Source organism: Pontibacter silvestris (assembly GCF_020907275.1).
GTDB lineage: Bacteria > Bacteroidota > Bacteroidia > Cytophagales > Hymenobacteraceae > Pontibacter > Pontibacter silvestris.
Genome location: NZ_JAJJWI010000021.1, coordinates 66,913 through 87,036 on the forward strand (window position 1 = coordinate 66,913; position 20,124 = coordinate 87,036).

The 20,124-nt window shown below is 41.6% G+C and carries 21 protein-coding genes; 10 read left to right on the top strand and 11 right to left on the bottom strand.

All coding sequences use genetic code 11. The features are described 5' to 3' along the window. The first annotated feature begins 18 nt into the window (after nucleotides 1-18). Nucleotides 19-369: a hypothetical protein gene (locus tag LN995_RS17260; protein WP_229962335.1), complete on the top strand. Its 351-nt coding sequence runs from the start codon at nucleotides 19-21 to the stop codon at nucleotides 367-369. A gap of 198 nt (nucleotides 370-567) precedes the next feature. Further along, a complete protein-coding gene (locus LN995_RS17265) occupies nucleotides 568-1,104 on the top strand; it encodes a ferritin (RefSeq protein WP_229962336.1) in 537 nt (178 codons plus the stop codon). A 57-nt stretch (nucleotides 1,105-1,161) separates the two neighbouring features. On the opposite strand, the gene LN995_RS17270 is transcribed toward LN995_RS17265, so the two are convergent. The 3 genes from LN995_RS17270 to LN995_RS17280 all read right to left on the bottom strand — a co-directional run bounded on the left by LN995_RS17270 (nucleotide 1,162) and on the right by LN995_RS17280 (nucleotide 2,704). Then, complete coding sequence (locus tag LN995_RS17270; protein ID WP_229962337.1) at nucleotides 1,162-1,437, bottom strand: (2Fe-2S) ferredoxin domain-containing protein; 276 nt, start codon at nucleotides 1,435-1,437, stop codon at nucleotides 1,162-1,164. A 102-nt stretch (nucleotides 1,438-1,539) separates the two neighbouring features. Next, nucleotides 1,540-1,965, bottom strand: coding sequence for an STAS/SEC14 domain-containing protein (locus LN995_RS17275; protein WP_229962338.1), 426 nt, complete (start codon nucleotides 1,963-1,965; stop codon nucleotides 1,540-1,542). A 307-nt stretch (nucleotides 1,966-2,272) separates the two neighbouring features. Next, a complete protein-coding gene (locus tag LN995_RS17280; RefSeq protein WP_229962339.1) occupies nucleotides 2,273-2,704 on the bottom strand; it encodes a hypothetical protein in 432 nt (143 codons plus the stop codon). Nucleotides 2,705-2,902: 198 nt separating this feature from the next. On the opposite strand from LN995_RS17280, the gene LN995_RS17285 reads away from it, so the two are divergent. Continuing rightward, nucleotides 2,903-3,610 (top strand): TIGR04283 family arsenosugar biosynthesis glycosyltransferase, encoded by a 708-nt coding sequence (locus tag LN995_RS17285; protein ID WP_229962340.1) that lies wholly within the window; start codon nucleotides 2,903-2,905, stop codon nucleotides 3,608-3,610. Nucleotides 3,611-3,779: 169 nt separating this feature from the next. Continuing rightward, a complete protein-coding gene (locus LN995_RS17290; protein ID WP_229962341.1) occupies nucleotides 3,780-5,852 on the top strand; it encodes a M13 family metallopeptidase in 2,073 nt (690 codons plus the stop codon). Nucleotides 5,853-5,929: 77 nt separating this feature from the next. Here LN995_RS17290 and LN995_RS17295 read toward each other — a convergent pair whose 3' ends face one another. Next, on the bottom strand, nucleotides 5,930-6,748 hold the full coding sequence (locus tag LN995_RS17295) for a peptidylprolyl isomerase (protein ID WP_229962342.1): 819 nt from the start codon (nucleotides 6,746-6,748) through the stop codon (nucleotides 5,930-5,932). Between the two features lie 406 nt (nucleotides 6,749-7,154). On the opposite strand from LN995_RS17295, the gene LN995_RS17300 reads away from it, so the two are divergent. Beyond that, complete coding sequence (locus LN995_RS17300) at nucleotides 7,155-8,378, top strand: S8 family peptidase (RefSeq protein ID WP_229962343.1); 1,224 nt, start codon at nucleotides 7,155-7,157, stop codon at nucleotides 8,376-8,378. An 82-nt stretch (nucleotides 8,379-8,460) separates the two neighbouring features. Here the strand turns inward: LN995_RS17300 and LN995_RS17305 are convergent, their stop codons facing one another. Beyond that, nucleotides 8,461-8,955 (bottom strand): GNAT family N-acetyltransferase, encoded by a 495-nt coding sequence (locus LN995_RS17305; protein ID WP_229962344.1) that lies wholly within the window; start codon nucleotides 8,953-8,955, stop codon nucleotides 8,461-8,463. 111 nt (nucleotides 8,956-9,066) lie between these two features. On the opposite strand from LN995_RS17305, the gene LN995_RS17310 reads away from it, so the two are divergent. Next, on the top strand, nucleotides 9,067-10,068 hold the full coding sequence (locus tag LN995_RS17310) for a quinone oxidoreductase family protein (protein ID WP_229962345.1): 1,002 nt from the start codon (nucleotides 9,067-9,069) through the stop codon (nucleotides 10,066-10,068). Between the two features lie 83 nt (nucleotides 10,069-10,151). On the opposite strand, the gene LN995_RS17315 is transcribed toward LN995_RS17310, so the two are convergent. From LN995_RS17315 to LN995_RS17330, 4 genes are all read right to left on the bottom strand, one after another. Further along, nucleotides 10,152-10,574, bottom strand: coding sequence for a putative signal transducing protein (locus LN995_RS17315; RefSeq protein WP_229962346.1), 423 nt, complete (start codon nucleotides 10,572-10,574; stop codon nucleotides 10,152-10,154). Nucleotides 10,575-10,588: 14 nt separating this feature from the next. Further along, entirely contained in the window at nucleotides 10,589-10,810 is a 222-nt protein-coding gene (locus LN995_RS17320) for a CDGSH iron-sulfur domain-containing protein (RefSeq protein ID WP_229962347.1), read from the bottom strand. 149 nt (nucleotides 10,811-10,959) lie between these two features. After that, nucleotides 10,960-11,772: a hypothetical protein gene (locus tag LN995_RS17325; RefSeq protein WP_229962348.1), complete on the bottom strand. Its 813-nt coding sequence runs from the start codon at nucleotides 11,770-11,772 to the stop codon at nucleotides 10,960-10,962. Nucleotides 11,773-11,970: 198 nt separating this feature from the next. Then, complete coding sequence (locus LN995_RS17330; RefSeq protein ID WP_229962349.1) at nucleotides 11,971-14,409, bottom strand: GAF domain-containing protein; 2,439 nt, start codon at nucleotides 14,407-14,409, stop codon at nucleotides 11,971-11,973. A 274-nt stretch (nucleotides 14,410-14,683) separates the two neighbouring features. Between LN995_RS17330 and LN995_RS17335 the strand changes: the two genes are divergently transcribed. Continuing rightward, nucleotides 14,684-15,280, top strand: coding sequence for a hypothetical protein (locus LN995_RS17335; RefSeq protein WP_229962350.1), 597 nt, complete (start codon nucleotides 14,684-14,686; stop codon nucleotides 15,278-15,280). A 107-nt stretch (nucleotides 15,281-15,387) separates the two neighbouring features. On the opposite strand, the gene LN995_RS17340 is transcribed toward LN995_RS17335, so the two are convergent. Beyond that, nucleotides 15,388-15,567, bottom strand: coding sequence for a hypothetical protein (locus LN995_RS17340; protein WP_229962351.1), 180 nt, complete (start codon nucleotides 15,565-15,567; stop codon nucleotides 15,388-15,390). Nucleotides 15,568-15,753: 186 nt separating this feature from the next. Between LN995_RS17340 and LN995_RS17345 the strand changes: the two genes are divergently transcribed. Beyond that, on the top strand, nucleotides 15,754-16,368 hold the full coding sequence (locus LN995_RS17345) for a deoxynucleoside kinase (RefSeq protein WP_229962352.1): 615 nt from the start codon (nucleotides 15,754-15,756) through the stop codon (nucleotides 16,366-16,368). A 120-nt stretch (nucleotides 16,369-16,488) separates the two neighbouring features. On the opposite strand, the gene LN995_RS17350 is transcribed toward LN995_RS17345, so the two are convergent. Beyond that, nucleotides 16,489-17,346 carry a DUF3575 domain-containing protein gene (locus LN995_RS17350; protein ID WP_229962353.1) on the bottom strand — a complete coding sequence of 286 codons (858 nt, stop codon included), beginning with the start codon at nucleotides 17,344-17,346 and terminating at the stop codon, nucleotides 16,489-16,491. Between the two features lie 536 nt (nucleotides 17,347-17,882). Here LN995_RS17350 and LN995_RS17355 point away from each other — a divergent pair. After that, nucleotides 17,883-19,547 carry a dipeptidyl-peptidase 3 family protein gene (locus tag LN995_RS17355; RefSeq protein WP_229962354.1) on the top strand — a complete coding sequence of 555 codons (1,665 nt, stop codon included), beginning with the start codon at nucleotides 17,883-17,885 and terminating at the stop codon, nucleotides 19,545-19,547. Between the two features lie 278 nt (nucleotides 19,548-19,825). Next, a complete protein-coding gene (locus LN995_RS17360) occupies nucleotides 19,826-20,038 on the top strand; it encodes a hypothetical protein (RefSeq protein WP_229962355.1) in 213 nt (70 codons plus the stop codon). The last annotated feature ends 86 nt before the right edge of the window (nucleotides 20,039-20,124 follow it).

Sequence of the window (20,124 nt, forward strand, 5' to 3'; positions counted from 1 at the left end):
GCGAAGTTAGGATAGAAGATGCAAATTGCTACTGAATTATTAGAAATTTACGCTACCAACGCAGGGGCAGTTTACCAATGCGACCATCGGAATCGTGTATTGGTACATTTTGCCGGAGAAATTGCTGTACTTAAAGTCGATGCATTTTTAAGGCTCAAGCACGCCATTGATAGCATTGATCTGGAAGCAATGGCTGCGAATACGGAGCGATCTTCTGATTTTGAAATAGTGACTGTTTGTGGCTGTGAGCGTTGCTATGTGCTTACACTTATGGAGCTATATGCTTTACGGGAGCTGTTAGCAGGAGCCAGGTTCTCAATGGAACTGAATAGTATGCTCTACCAGTGCCTGCACCTGCAAGCTGCCTGATACAAAGAGGTGTGAAACTTGTTACTTACAGTATTGAAAGCACAGCCGAACGCTGTGCTTTTTTATTTAGACCATTTCCATATTTTTCCCGGCAATAGCTAGTTAACAACAAATTGTGTAGACTAGCGGTATGAAATAAGGGAAAGTTTGTCAGCAGGCTTTTCTTTGAATTTAAGACATAAAGAAACACCCTATATTATGAAGGATTTACTTAGGCTTAGGACTTCCCTTACGGAGGAAATAGAAAAAGTCCTAAACGACCAGATAAAAATGGAAGCCGAGGCATCGGCTATGTACTTAGCTATGTCTAGCTGGTGCGATCGCAACGGATTTGATTTCAGTGCCGGTTATTTTAAAAAGCAGTCAGACGAAGAACGTGAACATATGCTGCGTTTATTTAAGTTTGTATCTGATATGGGCGGCCGTGCTGTATCGCCATCTGTCACAAATGTTCAGATAGAGTTTGACTCATTTAGAAGCACTTTTGAGCAGGCACTGCAACAGGAAATTTCTGTAACACAGTCTTTCAATCGTATTGCAGATAAGTGCATGAAAGCAAAAGACTATGTTACTTTCTCATTCCTGCAGTGGTTCCTGAAAGAGCAGATTGAGGAAGAGTATGTCGCACGTCGTGCGCTGGAACTGTTCGAAGTGATTGGTGAAGAAGGAACTGGTCTGTATGAAATAGACAAGCGTGTTCCTAAAATCACTTACGAAGACACTTATGAAGATTAAAAACAACTTGCTTTAAATTGAAAAACGCCTTCAGATATTCTCCGAAGGCGTTTTGTTTTATTGCTTGTTTAAGATATTTTCCTGAAAGGCTTCTTTTGCTTTGGTTTCCGTAGTTTGCTGTATCCAATAGTTTTCGGGTTGCATACTAACCACAGGTGCATAGTCGCAGCGGTCTGTGCAATCTGTTTTTATTACCTCTATCTGTTCTTTCAGTCCCATCTCTTTAATCATGCCCCTAAAAAGTTTGCTTAGGTCCTTGCCGCCTTTCTTTTTGCACTTACTGCCAGTGCAGACATAAATTACTTTGTCTGGTATGTTAAATCCTTTGCTCATGTGTTAGGTGTACGGTTTGCTACAGCTTAGGTGTACAGGCAACAGCCGGATTTGCTATTGCTATATGTTAATAATGATGACTGATTCTAAACTGGTATATTATCAGAAAACTTGTAATACATTATTTGCTTTAAGCCAGGCCTTAGCCTTTTCAACATCATCAAAAATCTCCATCTCAAAAGCGCCTTTAATTCTGGTTTTGAAGTTAGAGGCAGAGTTTGTCGAAAAAGAATGGTTATCTCCGACATGAGCAAAGTGCTTCAGGCCTGAGCGAACAGCATAAGGTATCCATTCTTTTTCCAGCCAATCCAGAGACTGATCCCAAGGACCTACAAGGTTCCGGTTATCATTTAGGACGCTATGGCAGTCGTGCTCCTTCATACTGTTCAGGTAAGCTATAGCGCCAGTAGCCACATTATCTGGGGTAGGGTAGCCATGCCAGTCAGCATGAACCCATTGGTTTTGCGTGTCGAAGCCTATTCTCAGGAAAGTTTTTCCCGTCGCAGACTTCAATTCTTTGAGTTTCATATTTAGGTATGCTAATGGCTGGTGTGGCCACTATCAAAGGTAGTTGTATAAGTTCTTCTTTACAAGGCTATATTGCAGGCCTGTCTCAAGGTTAAAGAGGGGACATGTTTGACAGGTTCTCAGCTAAATAGTTAAGTACTGCTTCATATTTATATGTTTCCTGGGTAGAGAAAGGCGCAATATGAGAGATGTTCATAAAATTATGATTCTCAGGTGGAAGGAATCCAGTCATGTTCATTAAAATGTAAAGCGTAGTACGTTGGATAGATGGAGAATAATGGTACTTGAAGAAGCTGTGATGAAGTTCTTAGTTCGCTTCCTTAACAGCTTTCTGGCATTCTTTAAGCCAGGCTTGTGCATCCGTAATGTTATCGAAACTACACATTTGAAAAAACCGTTTGGTTCTTTTTATCATCTCCTCAGATGAGGCTGCTGCAAATGATTCCTTATCAACTACGTGGGCGTAATAACGTAGCCCTGCAGCTGCGGCCCGAGGCATCCACACTTCTTCAATCCATGTAATGGCATGATCCCAACGGCCAACCAAATTACTGTTGTCGTTTAAGCCATAAGGAGTATGATAGGACTCAAAAGCTTTCAAAACAGCCAAAGAACCTGTTACTACACTTTCCTTGGTAACATATCCATCCCAGTTATTATAGATCCAGTTGTTTTTCTGGTTGTATTCAATAATAAGATAGGGCTTTCCTGTTGATGAGCTTAATTCTTTTATTATCACTACTACTAAAATTAAATGCTTTTAGATAAGGGTTAATTTAACAATAAGCCCAAAAAATAAGTTTAATATTCGGTAAGTTTATAAGCACAGAAATAGAGAGTTTAAGGGGCTTAACCTTCCTGAGCCAAACTTTTAAGCTTTTGTCCGTATGGGTAGGCAGTAAAGCAGGGGCATGGTTCACAACTAAAATTAGATATCTTGGATACAGCTCACCCGAACTTAGTGTTAAGCATTGTTATACCCACTTATAATGAAGCGGCAGTAATAGGCAAGCTGCTGCAGTACCTCTTACAGCACACTAGTCGTAGTGCCGAGGTGATTGTGGCAGACGGAGGTAGCTCGGATGCTACTCAGGCTATTGCGGTTAAGTTAGGTGTGCGTGTGCTGCCTTGTAAGCGGAAGGGCAGAGGGACTCAGATGAACCAGGGTGCTGCTGCTGCTACAGGCAATGTGCTGTACTTTCTTCATGCAGATACATTTCCTCCGACAGACTTTGAAAGGCAGATACTGGAAGTTGTGCAGCAAGGGTATGGCAGTGGTAGTTACAGGTTAAGGTTCGATTTTCCTCATTGGTTCCTGCAGTTAAATGCCTGGTTTACCAGGTTTGATGTAGATGCAATCCGATTCGGAGACCAAAGCTTATTTGTGCGCCGTGCAATCTTTGAGAGCGTAAATGGCTTTAATGAGCAGTTACTGTTACTGGAAGACCAGGAAATTGTCAAAAGGTTAAGAAAGTTTGCGCGGTTTAGAGTTATGCCATACTACGTGACCACTTCTGCCAGAAAGTATCAGCAGCATGGTGTTTATAAAATACAAGGTGGTTATTTTCTTATCTATGGTCTGTACAAACTAGGTGTTGCCCAACAACGGTTAGTACAGGTGTATAAGTGGCTTTTAAGAAAGTAATTTTTATACAGTATAATATCGCACAGCAGCACTCGATTAATGTAGTTCTGCTCTAAACGCAGATGTACGTCTTTTGTAGTGTCTGTGTTTAACTGCTGCTCCTGCAGTTTTGATTCTCAAACCTAAATTTTATAATTTACTGCCTTCATTCCGATTAATATAAACTTATATGAGAAAAAAAGATGTACTATCTTATTCGGCTGCTCTTGCTGCACTGTTGTTAACAGGCTGTAGCTCCTCTACAACAAATGAGAGCGGTGCAGCTGCCACAGCCGAAGCAAGTATTGGGCAAGGGATAGAGCTGGCGAACCTGAATACTACTGTAAATCCGTGCGAAAACTTTTATCAGTACGCCAACGGAGGCTGGATAAAGAATAACCCTATTCCTGCGTCTGAAAGCCGTTGGAGCTCTTTTAATGAGTTAGCAGAAAGAAACAATGCCGTTCTTCGCGAGATTCTGATGGAGGCAGCCTCTAGTGCAACTGCGCCTAAAGGATCGGCGAACCAGTTGATCGGCGACTTTTATGCGGCAGGTATGGATTCTGTAGCCGCTAATAATGCTGGTATCACTCCTGTTAAGCCAGAACTGGATAAAATTGCTGCTGTTAAAACAACAGATGAACTGGTAAGTACTGTAGCTGACCTGAAGACAAAAGGTATTAGCGGGTTCTTTAGCATGTATGTGTCGCAGGATGATAAAATAAGCACCCAATATGCCTTGCAGGCAGGTCAAGGAGGTCTTAGCTTGCCTGACCGTGATTATTACCTAAAAGATGATGATCGTTCTAAAAACATACGCACAGAATATGTGAAGCATGTGCAGAATATGTTCCAGTTATTGGGTGATGATGCTGCGACTGCACTTAAGAAGGCGCAGACCATAATGAACATCGAAACAAGGTTAGCAAAGGCTTCTAAAGCGCGTGCCGATTTGCGAGATCCTTACGCTAACTACAACAAGATGACTATTCAGGAGTTTGCAAAACAAAATGAAAACCTGAAAGTAAACCGGCTTTTAACAGGCATGGGCGCACAGGCAGCAAAAGAAATTATCATTGGTCAGCCAGCTTTTTTCAAGGAACTGAATAGTATGCTTAAATCTGTTCTGCTTAACGATTGGAAAACGTACACGCAATGGCACCTGATTCGTACCTCTGCACCTTACTTAAGCCAGGACCTTGTACAGGAGAACTTTAACTTCTATGGCAAAGTGCTAAGTGGTACCAAAGAGATGCAACCGCGCTGGAAACGTGTTCTGCGTGCCTCAGATGCTGCTTTAGGTGAAGCATTAGGCCAGCTTTACGTACAGAAAACTTTTTCGCCAGAGGCAAAAGCAAAAGCCCTAGAGATGGTGCATAACCTGCAGGAGTCTTTCAGAGACCATGTGCAAGGCCTGGAATGGATGAGCGAAGAGACAAAACAAAGAGCACTGGGAAAACTGGAAGCTTTTGCTGTTAAGATTGGATACCCTGATAAATGGGAGGATTACGAAGGTCTTAACATTAACCGTGAGTCTTATGCAGCTAACGTTATGCGTGCCAGCCAATATGCCTTTCAGGATAACATTGGCAAAATAGGACAGCCGGTAGACCGCCAGGAGTGGTTTATGTCTCCGCCTACAGTAAATGCGTATTACAACCCGTCTATGAACGAGATTGTGTTTCCTGCTGGTATCCTGCAGCCTCCGTTCTTTGACCCTAATGCGGATGATGCTGTGAACTATGGTGGTATGGGGGCTGTAATCGGCCACGAAATGACGCATGGTTTTGATGACCAGGGAGCGCAGTATGATGCTGAGGGTAACCTTAAGAACTGGTGGTCAGAGGCAGATCAGGAGCAGTTCAAAACCAGAGCCAATGCCGTTGCTGATCAGTATAACCAATATACGGTGCTAGATAACCTGCATGTCAATGGTAAGTTAACCTTAGGTGAGAATATAGCAGATATAGGAGGGCTTAACATTGCTTACACAGCACTGCAGAAAGCTTTAGCTAATAAAAATCCTGGCAAAATTGATGGGTTTACGCCAGAGCAGCGTTTCTTCCTGGCCTGGGCGCAGATCTGGCGCATCAATGCTCGTGATGAAGCTCAGAACCAACAGATATTGACAGACCCACATTCACCAGGGCAGTTCAGAACAAACGGACCTGTTTCTAATATGCCGCAGTTCTACGAAGCCTTTGGGTGTGACAACAGTGATAAAATGGTTCGTTCTGATGAGAACAGAGTGAAGATCTGGTAACTAATCAGACAGACTTTAACCAACAAAGAAGCACTGCCAGATGGCAGTGCTTCTTTGTTGGTTAAAGCATCATCAGGCTAGTACACCTTAATTTTATGCGGTACAATCTCTAAAGGCCAATCCTGCCTGTCGACAGGTTCGTTAGCAATGCTGTCTATAATATTTAAACCTTCCACTACCTCACCAAAAACCGTGTATTCTGTATCTAGGTTAGGAGCGCCTCCTATTGTTTTGTAAATTCTGCGCTGCTCAGGTGTGTATTTCATGTTGTGCTCTTTCTCATAAATATCAAGCACATAATCTTCATGCGGCTTGCCATGTACAATATAAAAATTGTGCGACGATGATTCTTTTTCCGGGTTACGTGCATCTCCAAAACGGGAAGCCGCTAATGCCCCTTTCTTGTGGTAGTACTTTCTGTTAAATTCCTGAGGAATTTTGTAGGCACCTTGTTTGGCTGTGCGCTCATCAGAGTCGCCTCCCTGTATCACAAAGCCTTCTATTACCCTATAAAATTCTCCCTGGTCGTAAAAGCCAGCCTTGCTTAAACGCACAAAGTTAGCCCGGTGAAGCGGTGTGTCTTTAAACAGGTGCACTTTCATGTCACCAAATCGGGTACTGATAATAGCATGCGCTTCAGGGTTCTCTTTTCCATAAGCAGTAAGTGAATCCACGACTTCTTCATAAGCTAAAGGCCTTAGCTGAATAGAGTCTTCTGCTTCTTCAGCTATTTGCATAGTGCCCTCTTCCTGCATTGTGGTGTCTGCTGCAACTTCTGTTGGGGTTTCTTCTACAGCGGCTGGCTCTGTCGTTTGGTTACAGGATGCAAAGGGGAGCAGGCTGCCTGTTAGTAGTAGCATGCGTAGGAGAGGAGTAGAAAAATATCTTCTTTTCATGTTAAATGAGTATTGCCAAATTCTAAACTAACATTTTCTGCTCAATTAAGCCATTCGTTTTTTAGAAAGTGTTTTATAAGTAATTTTAATATATTGTAATTTACTAATAATATATAGTTTAGTTATCTGTTGTTAACCTAAGACCATATAGCTGTTACTGTCCAATTAAAAGCTGCTGCCTTAGTACTAGTCAGATCTGTTTGTTCTGGAAGCTTTGTTGATGATCCCTTAGATTTAGTGAGTATATAACATAAGGTCCATGGTAGAAGTTACCTGTTACTGTTTAAAATGTGGATAAATAAATAAGCTGAATTGCTTGTCTATATGTTAGTTATATTCTACTTTAGGATAGGATATAACTATATCTTCTTAATTCCTATTTCACATATAATCTATTTTAACACGTATGAAACAAACTTTACGAGTTCACAATTTAATGCGTTCTATTCTGTTTGGTGCTGCTGTAACAACGGCGGCCTGTACCTTTACTGCCTGTAATAATGAGGCTGAAGACAGTGTGGCGCCACTGGAAGCTTTGCAAATAAGTAGTGATAACGGAGCCGTGATTCCGGGTCAGTATATAGTGGTATTTAAACAAGATGGCAACATGCGTTTAGATGCTACTGCTACCTATGCAGAGCGTGTAGAAGCTGTTCGACAAATTGGCGCAGAACTGTTAATGGCAAATGGCGTGAAAGATGTTGCCATAGAGCAAGCCTATGGTAAAGCAGTGCTAGGAGTAGCAGCCAAACTAACAGATGTAGAAGTACAGAGCCTGCGCACAGATTCACGAGTGGCTTACGTGGAGCCAGACAGAATAGTAACATTAGCTAAACCTGGTCAGGGAGGAGGAAGCACTGCATCTACGCAGGAAGTGCCTTATGGTATTGCCCGTGTAGGCTATGCAAGCGGTGCCGGCAAAACAGCCTGGGTTATTGATACAGGCGTAGACCTGGATCATCCTGACTTAAATGTTGACAGAAATAAAAGCAAAAGCTTTATCACCAGTGGTAAGGATGCCAGAAATGCCGATGATGGTAACGGTCACGGTTCTCATGTGGCAGGTACTATCGCTGCCAAGAATAACACAACAGGTGTGTTGGGCGTTGCCTACAATGCGACAGTAGTAGCAGTTAAGGTGCTTAACTCGCAGGGTAGTGGCGCTTACTCAGGCGTAATAGCTGGTGTAGATTATGTGGCAGCCAACGGTAAGTCTGGTGATGTGGCTAACATGAGCTTGGGTGGACCTGTTTCTCAGGCCTTGGATGATGCTATTCTTAATGCTGCCAATAAAGGGATTAAGTTTGCACTGGCTGCAGGTAATGAAAGTACAGATGCGAATAATTCTTCTCCGGCTCGTGTGAATCATGCGAATGTTTACACTGTTTCGGCGATGGACAGCAACGATAAGTTTGCTTACTTCTCTAACTACGGCAATCCTCCTGTGGATTATTGTGCACCAGGCGTAAGCATTAAATCAACCTGGATGAATAGTGGCTATAACACGATAAGCGGTACGTCAATGGCATCGCCGCACGTGGCAGGTTTGCTGTTGTTAGGTAACATCACGACAAGTGGTTACGTAACTGCTGACCCGGACGGGAAGGCAGACCCAATTGCACATAGATAGTTGTTTGTTATTAAAGTTTAAAGTAAGGTTGATTAGAGACTAGGAGGTTGCCGTTTGGCAGCCTCCTTTTTATTTATGACCCCTAGAGTACTTTCCGCATGACATAATCATTCATCCAGTAAGGTCCAATGGGAATGTCTTCCTGCATGTGTTCCTGATAGCCGCAGTTCTCATAAAACTGCTTTGCCTTATTATAGCGGTTTACATTTAGGTCAAGAACCGCTGCTCCCAGGGCTTTTACCTTTTCCTCTACGCTTGTTATCATTAGTTTCCCGAATCCTTTACCTTGTTTATTTGGCAGGAGGTATATCTTGTTCAGCTTGTATACTTTCTCTTGCAGATCTTTTACAGAGAAAGCTGCAAAGCCGATAGCCTGTTCGTCTTCAAATAGTAGTAGGAAAGTTTGCCCCTCCTGCATTTGTTGTTGTAAAGCCTCAGGAGTATAAATTACCTCAAACATGTAATCAATCTGTTCCTTTGTGAGGACCTCACGGTAGGTGGGTTCCCAGATCTTTTCTGCTAGTAAATTTATGGTTGGTATATCAGACAGTCTGGCTTCTCGTAAGGTATAGTTCATATAGCTTAGTTATACATGAAGTTTAAAGATAAGAGCTGGCAGGTAGAAAACAATTGCTGTGTTTGCTAAAAGTTATAGATTAACAAATACTACTCAACCTAAATATACACCATGAAAGCAGTTTCTTTAGAAGATATAGGGCAACCTGTTAAAGTAATAGATAAGGACAAGCCATCCGCAGGTAAAGGAGAAGTGTTGGTACAAGTAAAAGCAGCCGCCCTTAACCACCGCGATGTCTGGATTCAGCATGGGCAATATGCTAGTATAAAAGTGCCTGCCATACCTGGTTCTGACGGAGCCGGTGTAGTGGCCGAGCTAGGGGAAGGAGTCGAAGAAAGCTGGTTAGGGAAAGAAGTAATCATAGATCCATCCAGTGATTGGGGAGATAACCCACGGGCACAAGGTAAAGAATTCAACATATTAGGCATGCCTCAGGCAGGTACGTTTGCCGAATATGTTAAGGTACGTGCAGACCAACTGCATGAGAAGCCAGATCACCTGAGCTTTGAGGAGGCTGCTGCCATACCCTTAGGTGGCGTAACGGCATATCGTGCCCTGTTTACCCAGTGTCAGTTACAACAGGGAGAGCGGGTATTGGTTACAGGAGCAGGTGGTGGCGTGGCACAGTTTGCTGTGCAATTTGCTTTGGCTACTGGTGCCCAGGTGTGGGTGACCTCTGGTTCAGAAGAGAAAATAGAAAAAGCCAGAGATCTAGGGGCTAAAGGTGGTGTTAACTATAAAACCGAAAACTGGGCAAATGAGCTCAGGAATAAAGCTGGTGGTTTCGATGTGATGATTGACTCAGCAGGAGGAGAGGGATTTGCGCAACTAATAAAGCTGGCGAATCCGGGGGGGCGTATTGGTATTTATGGTCGTACGGCAGGTACTATTAGAGAGCTTAACCCCTCAGAAATTTTCTGGAAGCAGATTTCAATAATTGGCTCTACCATGGGTACGGCTATAGATTTTGCCAGCATGGTTAAATTTATCAATGAGAAGAAGATAAAGCCTATAGTTGATAAGGTGTTACCTCTAAAAGAAGCAGAACAGGCCTTTCGCCACATGGATGAAAGTAAGCAGTTTGGCAAGATAGTGCTAAAGGTAAGTGAGTAATAGGAGCTATGGCTGGTTAAGGAGTGAAAGTAAAGCGGGAGCCTGGTATGTTCAAAACCAGGCTCCCGCTTTAAATAAAGGTCTTATTCCTGCTTCCATTGAAAGCCACAGTTAAAGCACTTGTACTTGTTCTTACTGTTGGCAAAAGGTAAAAAGCTAAACAGTGAATTACTATGCTTCCCCTCTGAAATATTGTCTGAGCCACAGTTAAGGCATTTCTTTGCCTGTACGCTTTCTTCCTGGGTTTCCTCTTCTTCCGAGTCCTCAACAACAAAGAGGTTATTGCTTTCTTTAATATGCGTAAGAATGGCACGAGCTTCCTCTACATCTTGCTCTGGTACTTTAAGCTTTACGCCTCCTACTGCCACGGAGTAAAAGGGTTGCACCCCCACAATATGTTCATCACCTAAAAAGCAAAGGATACCTTCTGCCTCCAGGCGTCCTTTTATTATATGTGCTTCAGTAAGCTCATTAAAAGTCGCAATTGTTATAAGACGCTCTGCCATAAAGCAATGCTATTTTATTTTTTGGGAGGAAGATCGAACGCAACGGCCTCATGTTCCAGGTGCCCTTTATGTGCTCCGTCGCAGAAAGGCTTGTTTTTAGAGAGACCGCAACGACAAAGGGAAACTAATTCTCTGCCGCCTAAACCATATGTGTTGCCGTTTTTGTCAACAATCTCGAAATCACCCTCTACACGTAGAGAGCCATTGTTATTTACAGTGATTTTAGTTTTAGCCATAGTCATCGGATAGTAGTTTTGAACAAATATACTGAAATTAAGGCTATCTACGAGTGGATTCTGATGGAGTCTGATAAAAGAGTACCAAACAAAACCGGCCCCGAATATTATCCGGAGCCGGTTTGCTGTATCTAAGCTTTAATATTAAACTAGTTGCTGTACAAATAAGTGTATGTTTCACTTTTGCCATCAGCAGCTGTCGTAGTCTGGCTTACAGGATAACCACGCTCATCATACATATAAGAAAAAGTATAATTATATGTTTTGTTAATACCATGTACTTCTACTGTAGAAGCAACTACATTATTAGGGCTAATGGCAGTACCCGGCTCTGAATAACTGTAGAGAGGATTAATGTTAGAGTCGTAGGTGTAGGTTGTTGTAGAGAAAAGCTTGGCTTCGTTGTTTGCATCCATTACAAACTGTTGCTCTGTGCCATAGTTGCCGTTCGGAAGCGTCTCAAATGTAGTGTAAGACTTTAGCTTGGATTCTTCCTCTCCCTCTTTACTTTCCTCTACTTCATATACCGACTTCTGTTCCAGTTTATTATCAGCATTATATGCATAAGTAGCATAAGAACTATAAACTAGACTGCTGCCGTTATAGTAGCTTGAATTACTCTTGGTAAGTAAGCCGCTTTCATTATAGGTATAGTCTTGTTCTGAGAGTAATGCATTGTTGCTGCCGGAGTAGGAGGAAGCTTTGGTGAGTTGTCCGTTAGAGTTATACTCAAACAAATCATAAGTCTCTACCTCTCCAGTCTCTTTGTTGTAGTGGTTAGATTGGCTTAGGAGATTGCCTTGGTAGTTGAAAGAAGTAACTTCTACAGAGTCTGCCATAATGTGGGAAATGGAGCCTTGCGTAAGTTCAGGTTGTGCTACTTCAAGATCATCATTCTTTTCGCAGGAGCTGAATGCCACTACACTGAATGCAAGCATGGCATGCATTAGTCTGTTTTTCAAATTCATTGGGCTAAAAGTTGAATAGAATTGTACTTTAGGTTTTATTATTGCGTAATAGTTTAGCGAATAACGGAAAGAAAAGTAAAATAATTGCACTTATTCAGATAGCCTGCTTTAAACATTGGTGAACGTAAGGTATTTTTATGTGTATAGAAGTATAGAAAAAGTAGGGCAGAGTCAGAAAAGAGAAGGAGTAATCTAATTCAGGCTTGCGCTTTGAGCAATGCTCAAAAGCTCGTCTCCGGCATCTATATTATGCCGAAGCTCTTTTTTATAATTAACAGAAACACGTAGTGCTTTCAGGCCTTGTACCCCTTGCATCTCCTCTAGCTCAAGGTGTTCAATTTCTTCTTTAATATAACCTTCTGACTGTAGAAACTCTACATAGCGCATATATTCTATCACCTCTTTTTGCTGTGTATACACTATAGCTATTTTCCCAGGCTGCGTCAGACGCTCTTCTGTACCCTTGATGAAAGCTTTATCAAGACGTTTTTTGATTATTTCGTAACGGATGTTGTTGGCTCCGTCTACATCAAACTTCTTCTCATCTAACCTGAAACGGATAGACAAAGAGTCGCTGTGAACTAATATGAGCTGCGTAATCTCAAGTGGTAGCTTTAGGTTTGCACGTAGCTTTTGAATACGGCGGGCTATTTCGCAACTGAGCATCAGTTGCCACAGGCGCATGTTCTTTAGGTAAATCATCTCAAAATTACCGTCGTTCAGTAAGGAGGCGCCAATGTATATGTTATATTCCAGCCCATCTGTCTTGTACTTCTCGAAATAGTGCGGAAATATCTGTTGTGCCTTTTCTTCCTCACGTTCCAGGAATGAGGATATAGTCTCGTTGATCAGGTAAACACTTTCTTCATAGTCTCTGCGCTTGTTGTAAACCATCTTGTAAGGGTTATTAATGGCAAAGCGATACGCCTGAATAGCAGGTAGTGTTGCCGGATCTTTGGAAGAGAAGTGCTTAAATAACGGTTCAATTTCATTCCGTAGAAACTCAAGCACATTCCCTTCGTCGTCAGAGGCTAGTTCATGCACGATACTTTGGGAGTATTTATCAATCTTAAAAAGTAGTTCATCCAGAATAGAAAGCGACATGTTGTTTTTCGCAGCGAGCACCACTTCTTTTGCCAACACCAGTTGTTCCAATAAATCGCTTTGTATAGACTTATTGCGTTCTACTGCTGAGCTTCTGATATCTGAAGCCCCATACAAGGGATAAATATCTTTGAAAACAATAGGCTCTATTTCAGAGCTAACGTTTCGCTCTATTTTCTCCAGCAGGTTTATAGCTGCCTGAGTAAAGCGCCATTCCACAATGGGGTGAATGGCTGTATATTTTTCCTTGATGATGTTCTGAATACTGCTGCGCAACTCATCTAACCCGCGGTTCATGGCAAGTGCAAACAGCGGCAGTATATCCTTTAGTTTTATTGTTGTAAACGCATTCAGTTCACCTGGTATAGGTGAGGCGAGTTCCAGTAAACCAATGGTGCTGCCCTCGTACTCTAGCGGAGCAACAATCATATTGCGCATACCTGTTGCTAACAACTGCTTTTCTATAGGAGTTGGATTAGGGAACACCTGCAGATCTTCTATGACAATGGTATGCCCTTTTTTAATGACAGGTTCATAAATAGAGCCTTGTATGTCTTGTAGCTTGATGTCACAGTCCTGGGTCAGGATAAGGCCATTCCATATTTTCCGGGCATACGTGGTATCAAATTCCTGTAAAGCTGGGCAAGTAGCTAATCCAAGCCTGATGCCAGGGAGCTGAAACAAGACGCGCAGTTTTTGCTGAAGAGCTTGAAAGCCTTCTTTCGTACTTACAGAATCTCTATCCAGCAGGCTATATCGTAGCGACGATATGGTTTCTTCATTGGTAACATCTGTAAAATCGTAGATAGAAAAGCCTGTAAATTCGAAGTTCTCTGGGGGTAGCTTTAGCATCCATAAGTCTAGGTCGTTATACCTGTTTATCAGAAAGTTTATTTCCTGAACACTAAGCTCTTTTAACTCTCCCCTGGCTTTTACCTCCATAAACTTCAGATCAACATCAAGCTTATAGTGGCGCTCAAGCTCTGTAAACTTGTCTTTCATGGTAAATATGAAAGGCTCATCTACCATAAAGTTGGCGTTGTAGAACTTCTCCAGTATTAAGGTATAGGCAGAGAGCGTCAGGCGGAAAAGTAAGGTTTTATAGTCAACGTTTAGCTTATCAGCATAATCTTCACCAAGCAGATGCAGTTCCTGCAGGCGAGGCGTGGAATAGAAGCTATCGAAATGAAACGGTGCTACGGCAGCTTTTAGATCGTTTTCCCAAAGTGCGTTCGGGAAAATGTCTTCCATTAATATATCTACAGTATCAATGTGTTCCTCAATAAGGTTTATATCAGTGATAGGTTCCAGCAAAGCAGGCGTTTTACGCAGCAGTTCGGAGAGCTGCTGAACTCTTGCTATATTGCAGCTTGGGTCTGTTTTTATTTTGTTTTCCCAATATTTAATAAGAGGCCTGAGGCTAACGGTTGTTTTAAACGGAAATTTATCAGCACTCAGAATAATGCCATCATTGTTCGTGATAGAAACAACACTTTCATGAAAACTACTTCTGTGGTTACTACTCATACGAAGTTGTCTTTAGTATTTCTGATGCGCTTTAACGCTGAGTGCACGGGTAAAATTACCACCAAGCTCACGTGCTTGTTATGACTTATTAACGAAGGTTATTTGTAAAAGATAGTGCAATTTTTGTGTAATACAGTTTATGTTTTTGTAAAGCTTTGTTATAAGGCGTTTTAAGCGTAGCCAGAATGTTTGAAAAAGGATAATATAACTCTGGCATAATATTTATAAGTTTGGATAAGTTGTAGTTAACATATTAACATCACGTATAGAGATTATGAAAAAAATGAAAGGATGGATGCTGTTATTGTCATTTATGGCAGTAGTTTTTGGTGCTAATGCACAAACACAGTCGCAGGTAGAGCAGGACTTAGCTAATTTACGCACCTGGATGCGTGAAAAGTCTAACATAGCAGATAATAAAGTTCGTGAAGAATGGCCGAATGTAAAGCGTGAGTACAAGGAGCTAACAAGTAGCCTGGACCGGAATGCCAGTAAGCTTTCTGATAAGTCAAAGGAAGAGTACAAAGAACTAAAGAGTAAATATAACGAGTGGGAAGAGGAAAATGAAGCTGAAACAGTAGACCTGGACGGTCATAAACTGGAGCGGTGGGAGAAGGATATGACAGGTACTACCCAAATTTCCCGTATCAAATCAGCTAACCTACGCGATGCTTATATGTCGTTGATGGAGTACACACGGGAGTACCGCCGTAACTGGACAGCTTTAGACTGGAAATATGCTGAGTTTGTATATGGGGAGTTGAATTCGAGAAAATCGCAGGTGATGGATAACCTGACGAATGGTGACAAAATTAAAATTGCAGCATTACAGGTAGAGTTTGAGGCCCTTCGTAAAACACACTCTAAATAGTAAACAGTTAAAACTTATAATGCTTTTGCATAGTTTTAAAATGTTCTAAGTTTGATAAAAGTATAAAGCTCCGGCTACTTCTAAGCAAGTAACTGGAGCTTTGTACTTTAGATGGCATTTGAACCTTTTGTGCCTCCTGATGGATCTTCGTTCGGGTGTCTGCCTTGCGGCCCCTTTTTCTTTTGCTGATCGCTCAGGTGACGGTTTTGGCCGTTGTCTTTTTCCTGTCTGTTTTCAGCTTCTGGTCTGCTTAATTTGTCTTCTCCTTTATTATGTCCTTTTGTCATAGCTTTCAATTGTTTAGTTCTTACATAAACTTACGAGGCGCAGAGGTAAGGGTTAAGGCTACTTTTTATGTATCAACATAGGTGTGTTGATAAGTGGTAACCATTTGTCTATAACTCGGGCAGGGCAATTGGCTAAAAAACTCTACTTTTGTACCCGGCTTTTACCAAAACCATTTATTAATTACCATGCATATTGCAATAGTTGGCAACATAGGTGCCGGCAAAACTACTCTGGCCACTAAACTGGCCCAACATTTCAATTGGGATCTTTACCTGGAGGCTGTAGATAATAATCCTTACCTGAAAGATTTTTACGAGGATATGGAGCGATGGGCTTTTCACTTACAGGTGTTTTTTCTGAACAGCCGTTTTACCCAGGTGCAGCAGATACAAGCAGCTAAGCACGACGTAATTCAGGATCGCACCATTTACGAAGATGCTTTTATATTTGCTAAGAACCTGCACCAGTCTGGTTTAATGAGCACCCGCGATTACGAAAATTACTTTTCTCTTTTTCAGTCTATGATCAGTATGGTGAAAGCACCGGACCTGATGATTTACCTGAAGGCAGACCTGCCAAAGCTTATTGGGCAAATAGAAAAGCGAAACAGAGACTATGAAAGCAGCATCAGCATAAACTACCTTCGTAACTTAAATGAGCATTATAACTCCTGGATGAGCAGCTACGACCAGGGTAAGCAACTGGTAATTGATGTGAATAACATGGACTTTGTAACAAACCCGGAGGATTTAGGGGCTATTATTGAGAAGATTCAACGAGAGTTATTTGGGTTGTTCTAGTCTGAGGGTTAGTTGCTTTACTCTCTTATTCAACAAATACATGTTCTGAAATTCAGATACATTTAATAAAAAACCCTCCGGTTGAAACCCGGAGGGTTTTTTATTAAATGTGTTGGAGACTTAAAATGCAACGCCTAAAGTAAAGCCTAAGCCTCTGATTCCTGCAAAGGGGGCATCCCCTTTTAGGTTTACTCCACGATCTGAAACAGTAGCTTCAAGACTAGCTTTGCCGTTCAAATGGTCATTTATAGATTCTATTTCTTCTTTCAAGGCATCTTTATCCTCCGATGTCATAAGGCTTAAATCCGCGAGAACTGGCATGCTAACTTGCGTTTTACCATAATGGGCGCCAAGTATGTACCAATCGAAAGTCACTCTTTTAGCAATTAACCATTGAGCACCGATCATTAGTCCGCCTCCGAACCCTTTTATAGTCCCATCAAAGGGAAGAGTATAGGTTTGGTCGTAAGCTTCATAATCGTAAAGGTATGCAGCTTTGGCATTCATGTAACGCCCGTACAGCGAGAGGTAAAAGCCACGTGCTCCAGGATGCTTCCCGGTATAAAACCTGACTTCACCAGTAAGGCTGTTGCTAGCTACAGTGGCTAAGTTCATGTACTCTATTGTTTCATCATCTTCATCCATAAACTTGTCTGTTACTTTTTCTACTAAAAAGACAGAGGCCACCTCAGTCTTAGGCATAAAACTGTAGCCGGCAACAAAGGTTATTTTTCGGGTAAGGGAGCGTTCATAGCTTAAGCTGTAGTTTTCTAGGGCCAGCGAAGAAAGGTTAATTTTAACAATGTTCTTTCTGAAAACATCTTTTTGGATCGTGTCCGGTAAAGCCGTCTCCTGAAACTCGGCTGACGCAGGTAAAGACTGTAAGGTGTCTGATGTTACTTCATCTGGGAAATAACTCGTTTGTGCAAAAGAATGCAATACTGATAAAAAGAAAACAAGGGTAAAAAGTTTTTTCATAAAGTATATTTTTAAATCAAAAATATACTTTGTTTAAGTATAGTAACAAGTTAATATGATTTATTTTTCAATATTATTTGATAAGTCATATATAATGATTATATACTGATATATAGCCTGTTAAGGTCGTGTGGATGGTGCTTTGTGTCTGCTCTTGTTATAGTAGTATAGGCTTTCGTGCAGCTGTTATATTTGTCCTTTTCTAATATTTAGAAGGCTGTTGAAGTAATATTTAGTTACCAATGTTGCTAGCTGCTGTTGTTCGTAGAATTCTAAAATAAAAATAATGAGCAGGCACGTGAAGGATACCACTCCTGTGTGTTTGTCGAAACAACAAGCTAAATGAAGTACGATTATAAAATAACTCTGCCAATCTTACCTGCCAAAACATGACAAAGTCACGACTCCATCCCTGGCATGTAGCTTTGGTATACCTACTGTTTGTAAAGCAGAGGTGCAAGGGAGGCATTGTAAGTTTCCTTTATCTCTTCCTCCTAATTCACTATCTTCAAGCTTAGAACAAACTTATCTATATTATGAAGCCACGCCACCTATTATTTGCTTCTGCTATAGCAGTAGCAGCTTTTGGCTGTACCAGCAAAACAACAGAAGAAGCCAATAACAACACTGCAGAAGCTGTGCAATCGGATGATGATATCCAGCATAAGTTAGATATGTATACTTCTGTGCGACTTACTTCTGACCTCAGTGCATTGAGTGAAAGTGAGAAAAAGATGATTCCGTTACTGATAGAAGCAGGACAGGTAATGGATAAGCTATTCTGGTATGAAGCCTACGGCAAAAGCGACTCTCTTTTATCAGCTTTGAGCAGTGATGCCGCAAAACAGTTTGTAAAAATAAATTATGGTCCTTGGGACCGCCTGAATGATAACGAGCCCTTTATAGAGGGAGTAGGGCCAAAGCCTGATGCTGCTAATTTTTATCCGCATGATATGACAAAGGAAGAGTTTGAGCAGGCGAACTTACCTGATAAAACCAGCCAATACACTTTTCTACGTCGTGATGAAAATGGAAAGCTAATAACGGTGCCGTACCATATTCAGTTCAAAGATGAGGTGGAACGTGCAGCAGGGCTCTTAAAGCAGGCGGCTAATCTGGCTGATGATGCTGGCTTAAAAAGGTACCTTAACCTGCGTGCACAGGCCTTGCTGACGGATAATTACCAACCAAGTGATCTGGCTTGGATGGATATGAAGAATAATACGATTGATGTGGTAATCGGTCCGATAGAAACATATGAAGATAAGCTGTTCGGTTACAAAGCAGCCCATGAGACATATGTGCTTATCAAAGATATGGATTGGAGTAAGCGTTTGGAGAAATATGCTTCCTTTTTGCCAGAGCTACAGCGGGGGCTACCGGTTGCAGCGGCTTACAAGAAAGAAATGCCTGGATCTGATGCAGATCTTAACGCTTATGATGTGGTATACTATGCAGGAGATTGTAACGCAGGGAGTAAAACCATAGCCATTAATCTGCCGAACGATGAGGAAGTGCAGTTGAAGAAAGGTACTCGTCGCCTGCAACTCAAGAATGCCATGCGTGCTAAATTCGACAAGATAATGGAGCCTATTGCCGATGAGTTGATTGTGGAGGACCAGCAGCGACATGTAACTTTTGATGCGTTTTTTGCCACCACTATGTTCCATGAAGTGGCACATGGTTTAGGTATTAAAAATACAATCAATGGAAAGGGAACTGTGCGTGAGGCCTTAAAGGAACATGCTTCTGCCTTGGAAGAGGGTAAGGCTGACATTCTGGGGCTGTATATGATTACACAGCTGCACGAGAAAGGTGAAGTAGAAGGTAGCTTGGAAGATTATTACACTACTTTTCTGGCTGGTATCTTTAGGTCTGTGCGCTTTGGTGCGGCCAGTGCACATGGTAAAGCCAATATGGTGCGTTTTAATTTTTTCAGGCAAAATGGTGCTTTTGAGCGCGACCAGCAGACAGGCAAATATCGGGTGAACTACGTAAAAATGAGTGAAGCCATGAATAAGCTGTCAGAGCTTATATTAACCCTACAGGGTAATGGCGATTATGCTGGTGTAGGCAAACTGTTAGATGAGCAGGGCCTTGTAAGCCCACAGTTGCAGTCTGATCTTGACCGCTTGAGCCGTGCCAATATTCCTGTTGATATTGTTTTTGAACAGGGAATAGAAGTATTGAGTTTAAAATAAAAATAAATATTGTGCAATTTAGCCCAGCCAAAGCGGTTGGGCTTTTTGTTTCCTTGCTGATGTCTCAATAACACTGCCGAAAAAAGTGTTAACTATTTTATTGAGATACAATTTTAGGGATAACAGGCTGATTGTTAGTATAAGGATACACTTTTTAAGGGAACATGCTGATGCTGAAGCTAGTATGTGAAAATATAATTGCTTTGAACACAACAATTTATGATTTATAAGAGTATGTTAAATTTCGCAACATATTATAAATCAATAAATTAATACTTATGAAAAGCTTTTATGATTATAACAGAAACAATCCGGAGGAACGAAGGGAAAGAAACCTGTTGTATCCAGAAATGGCCAAGTTCCATATTGCATTACGAGAAGAGCTAGGCGAAGAGGAATACCAACAATTTTACCGTGCGGAGAAAGAGGCCAACAGGCGAGTAGCTCCAGCTTTGTTAAACCAAACCAATAGTAGATGGGCGACTGTTTAAATTACGTAAAACATTAAAAAGGCAAACTGTTCATAGTGCAGTTTGCCTTTTTAATTTTAAATAACTCGAGTTGCGATTTAGATGCA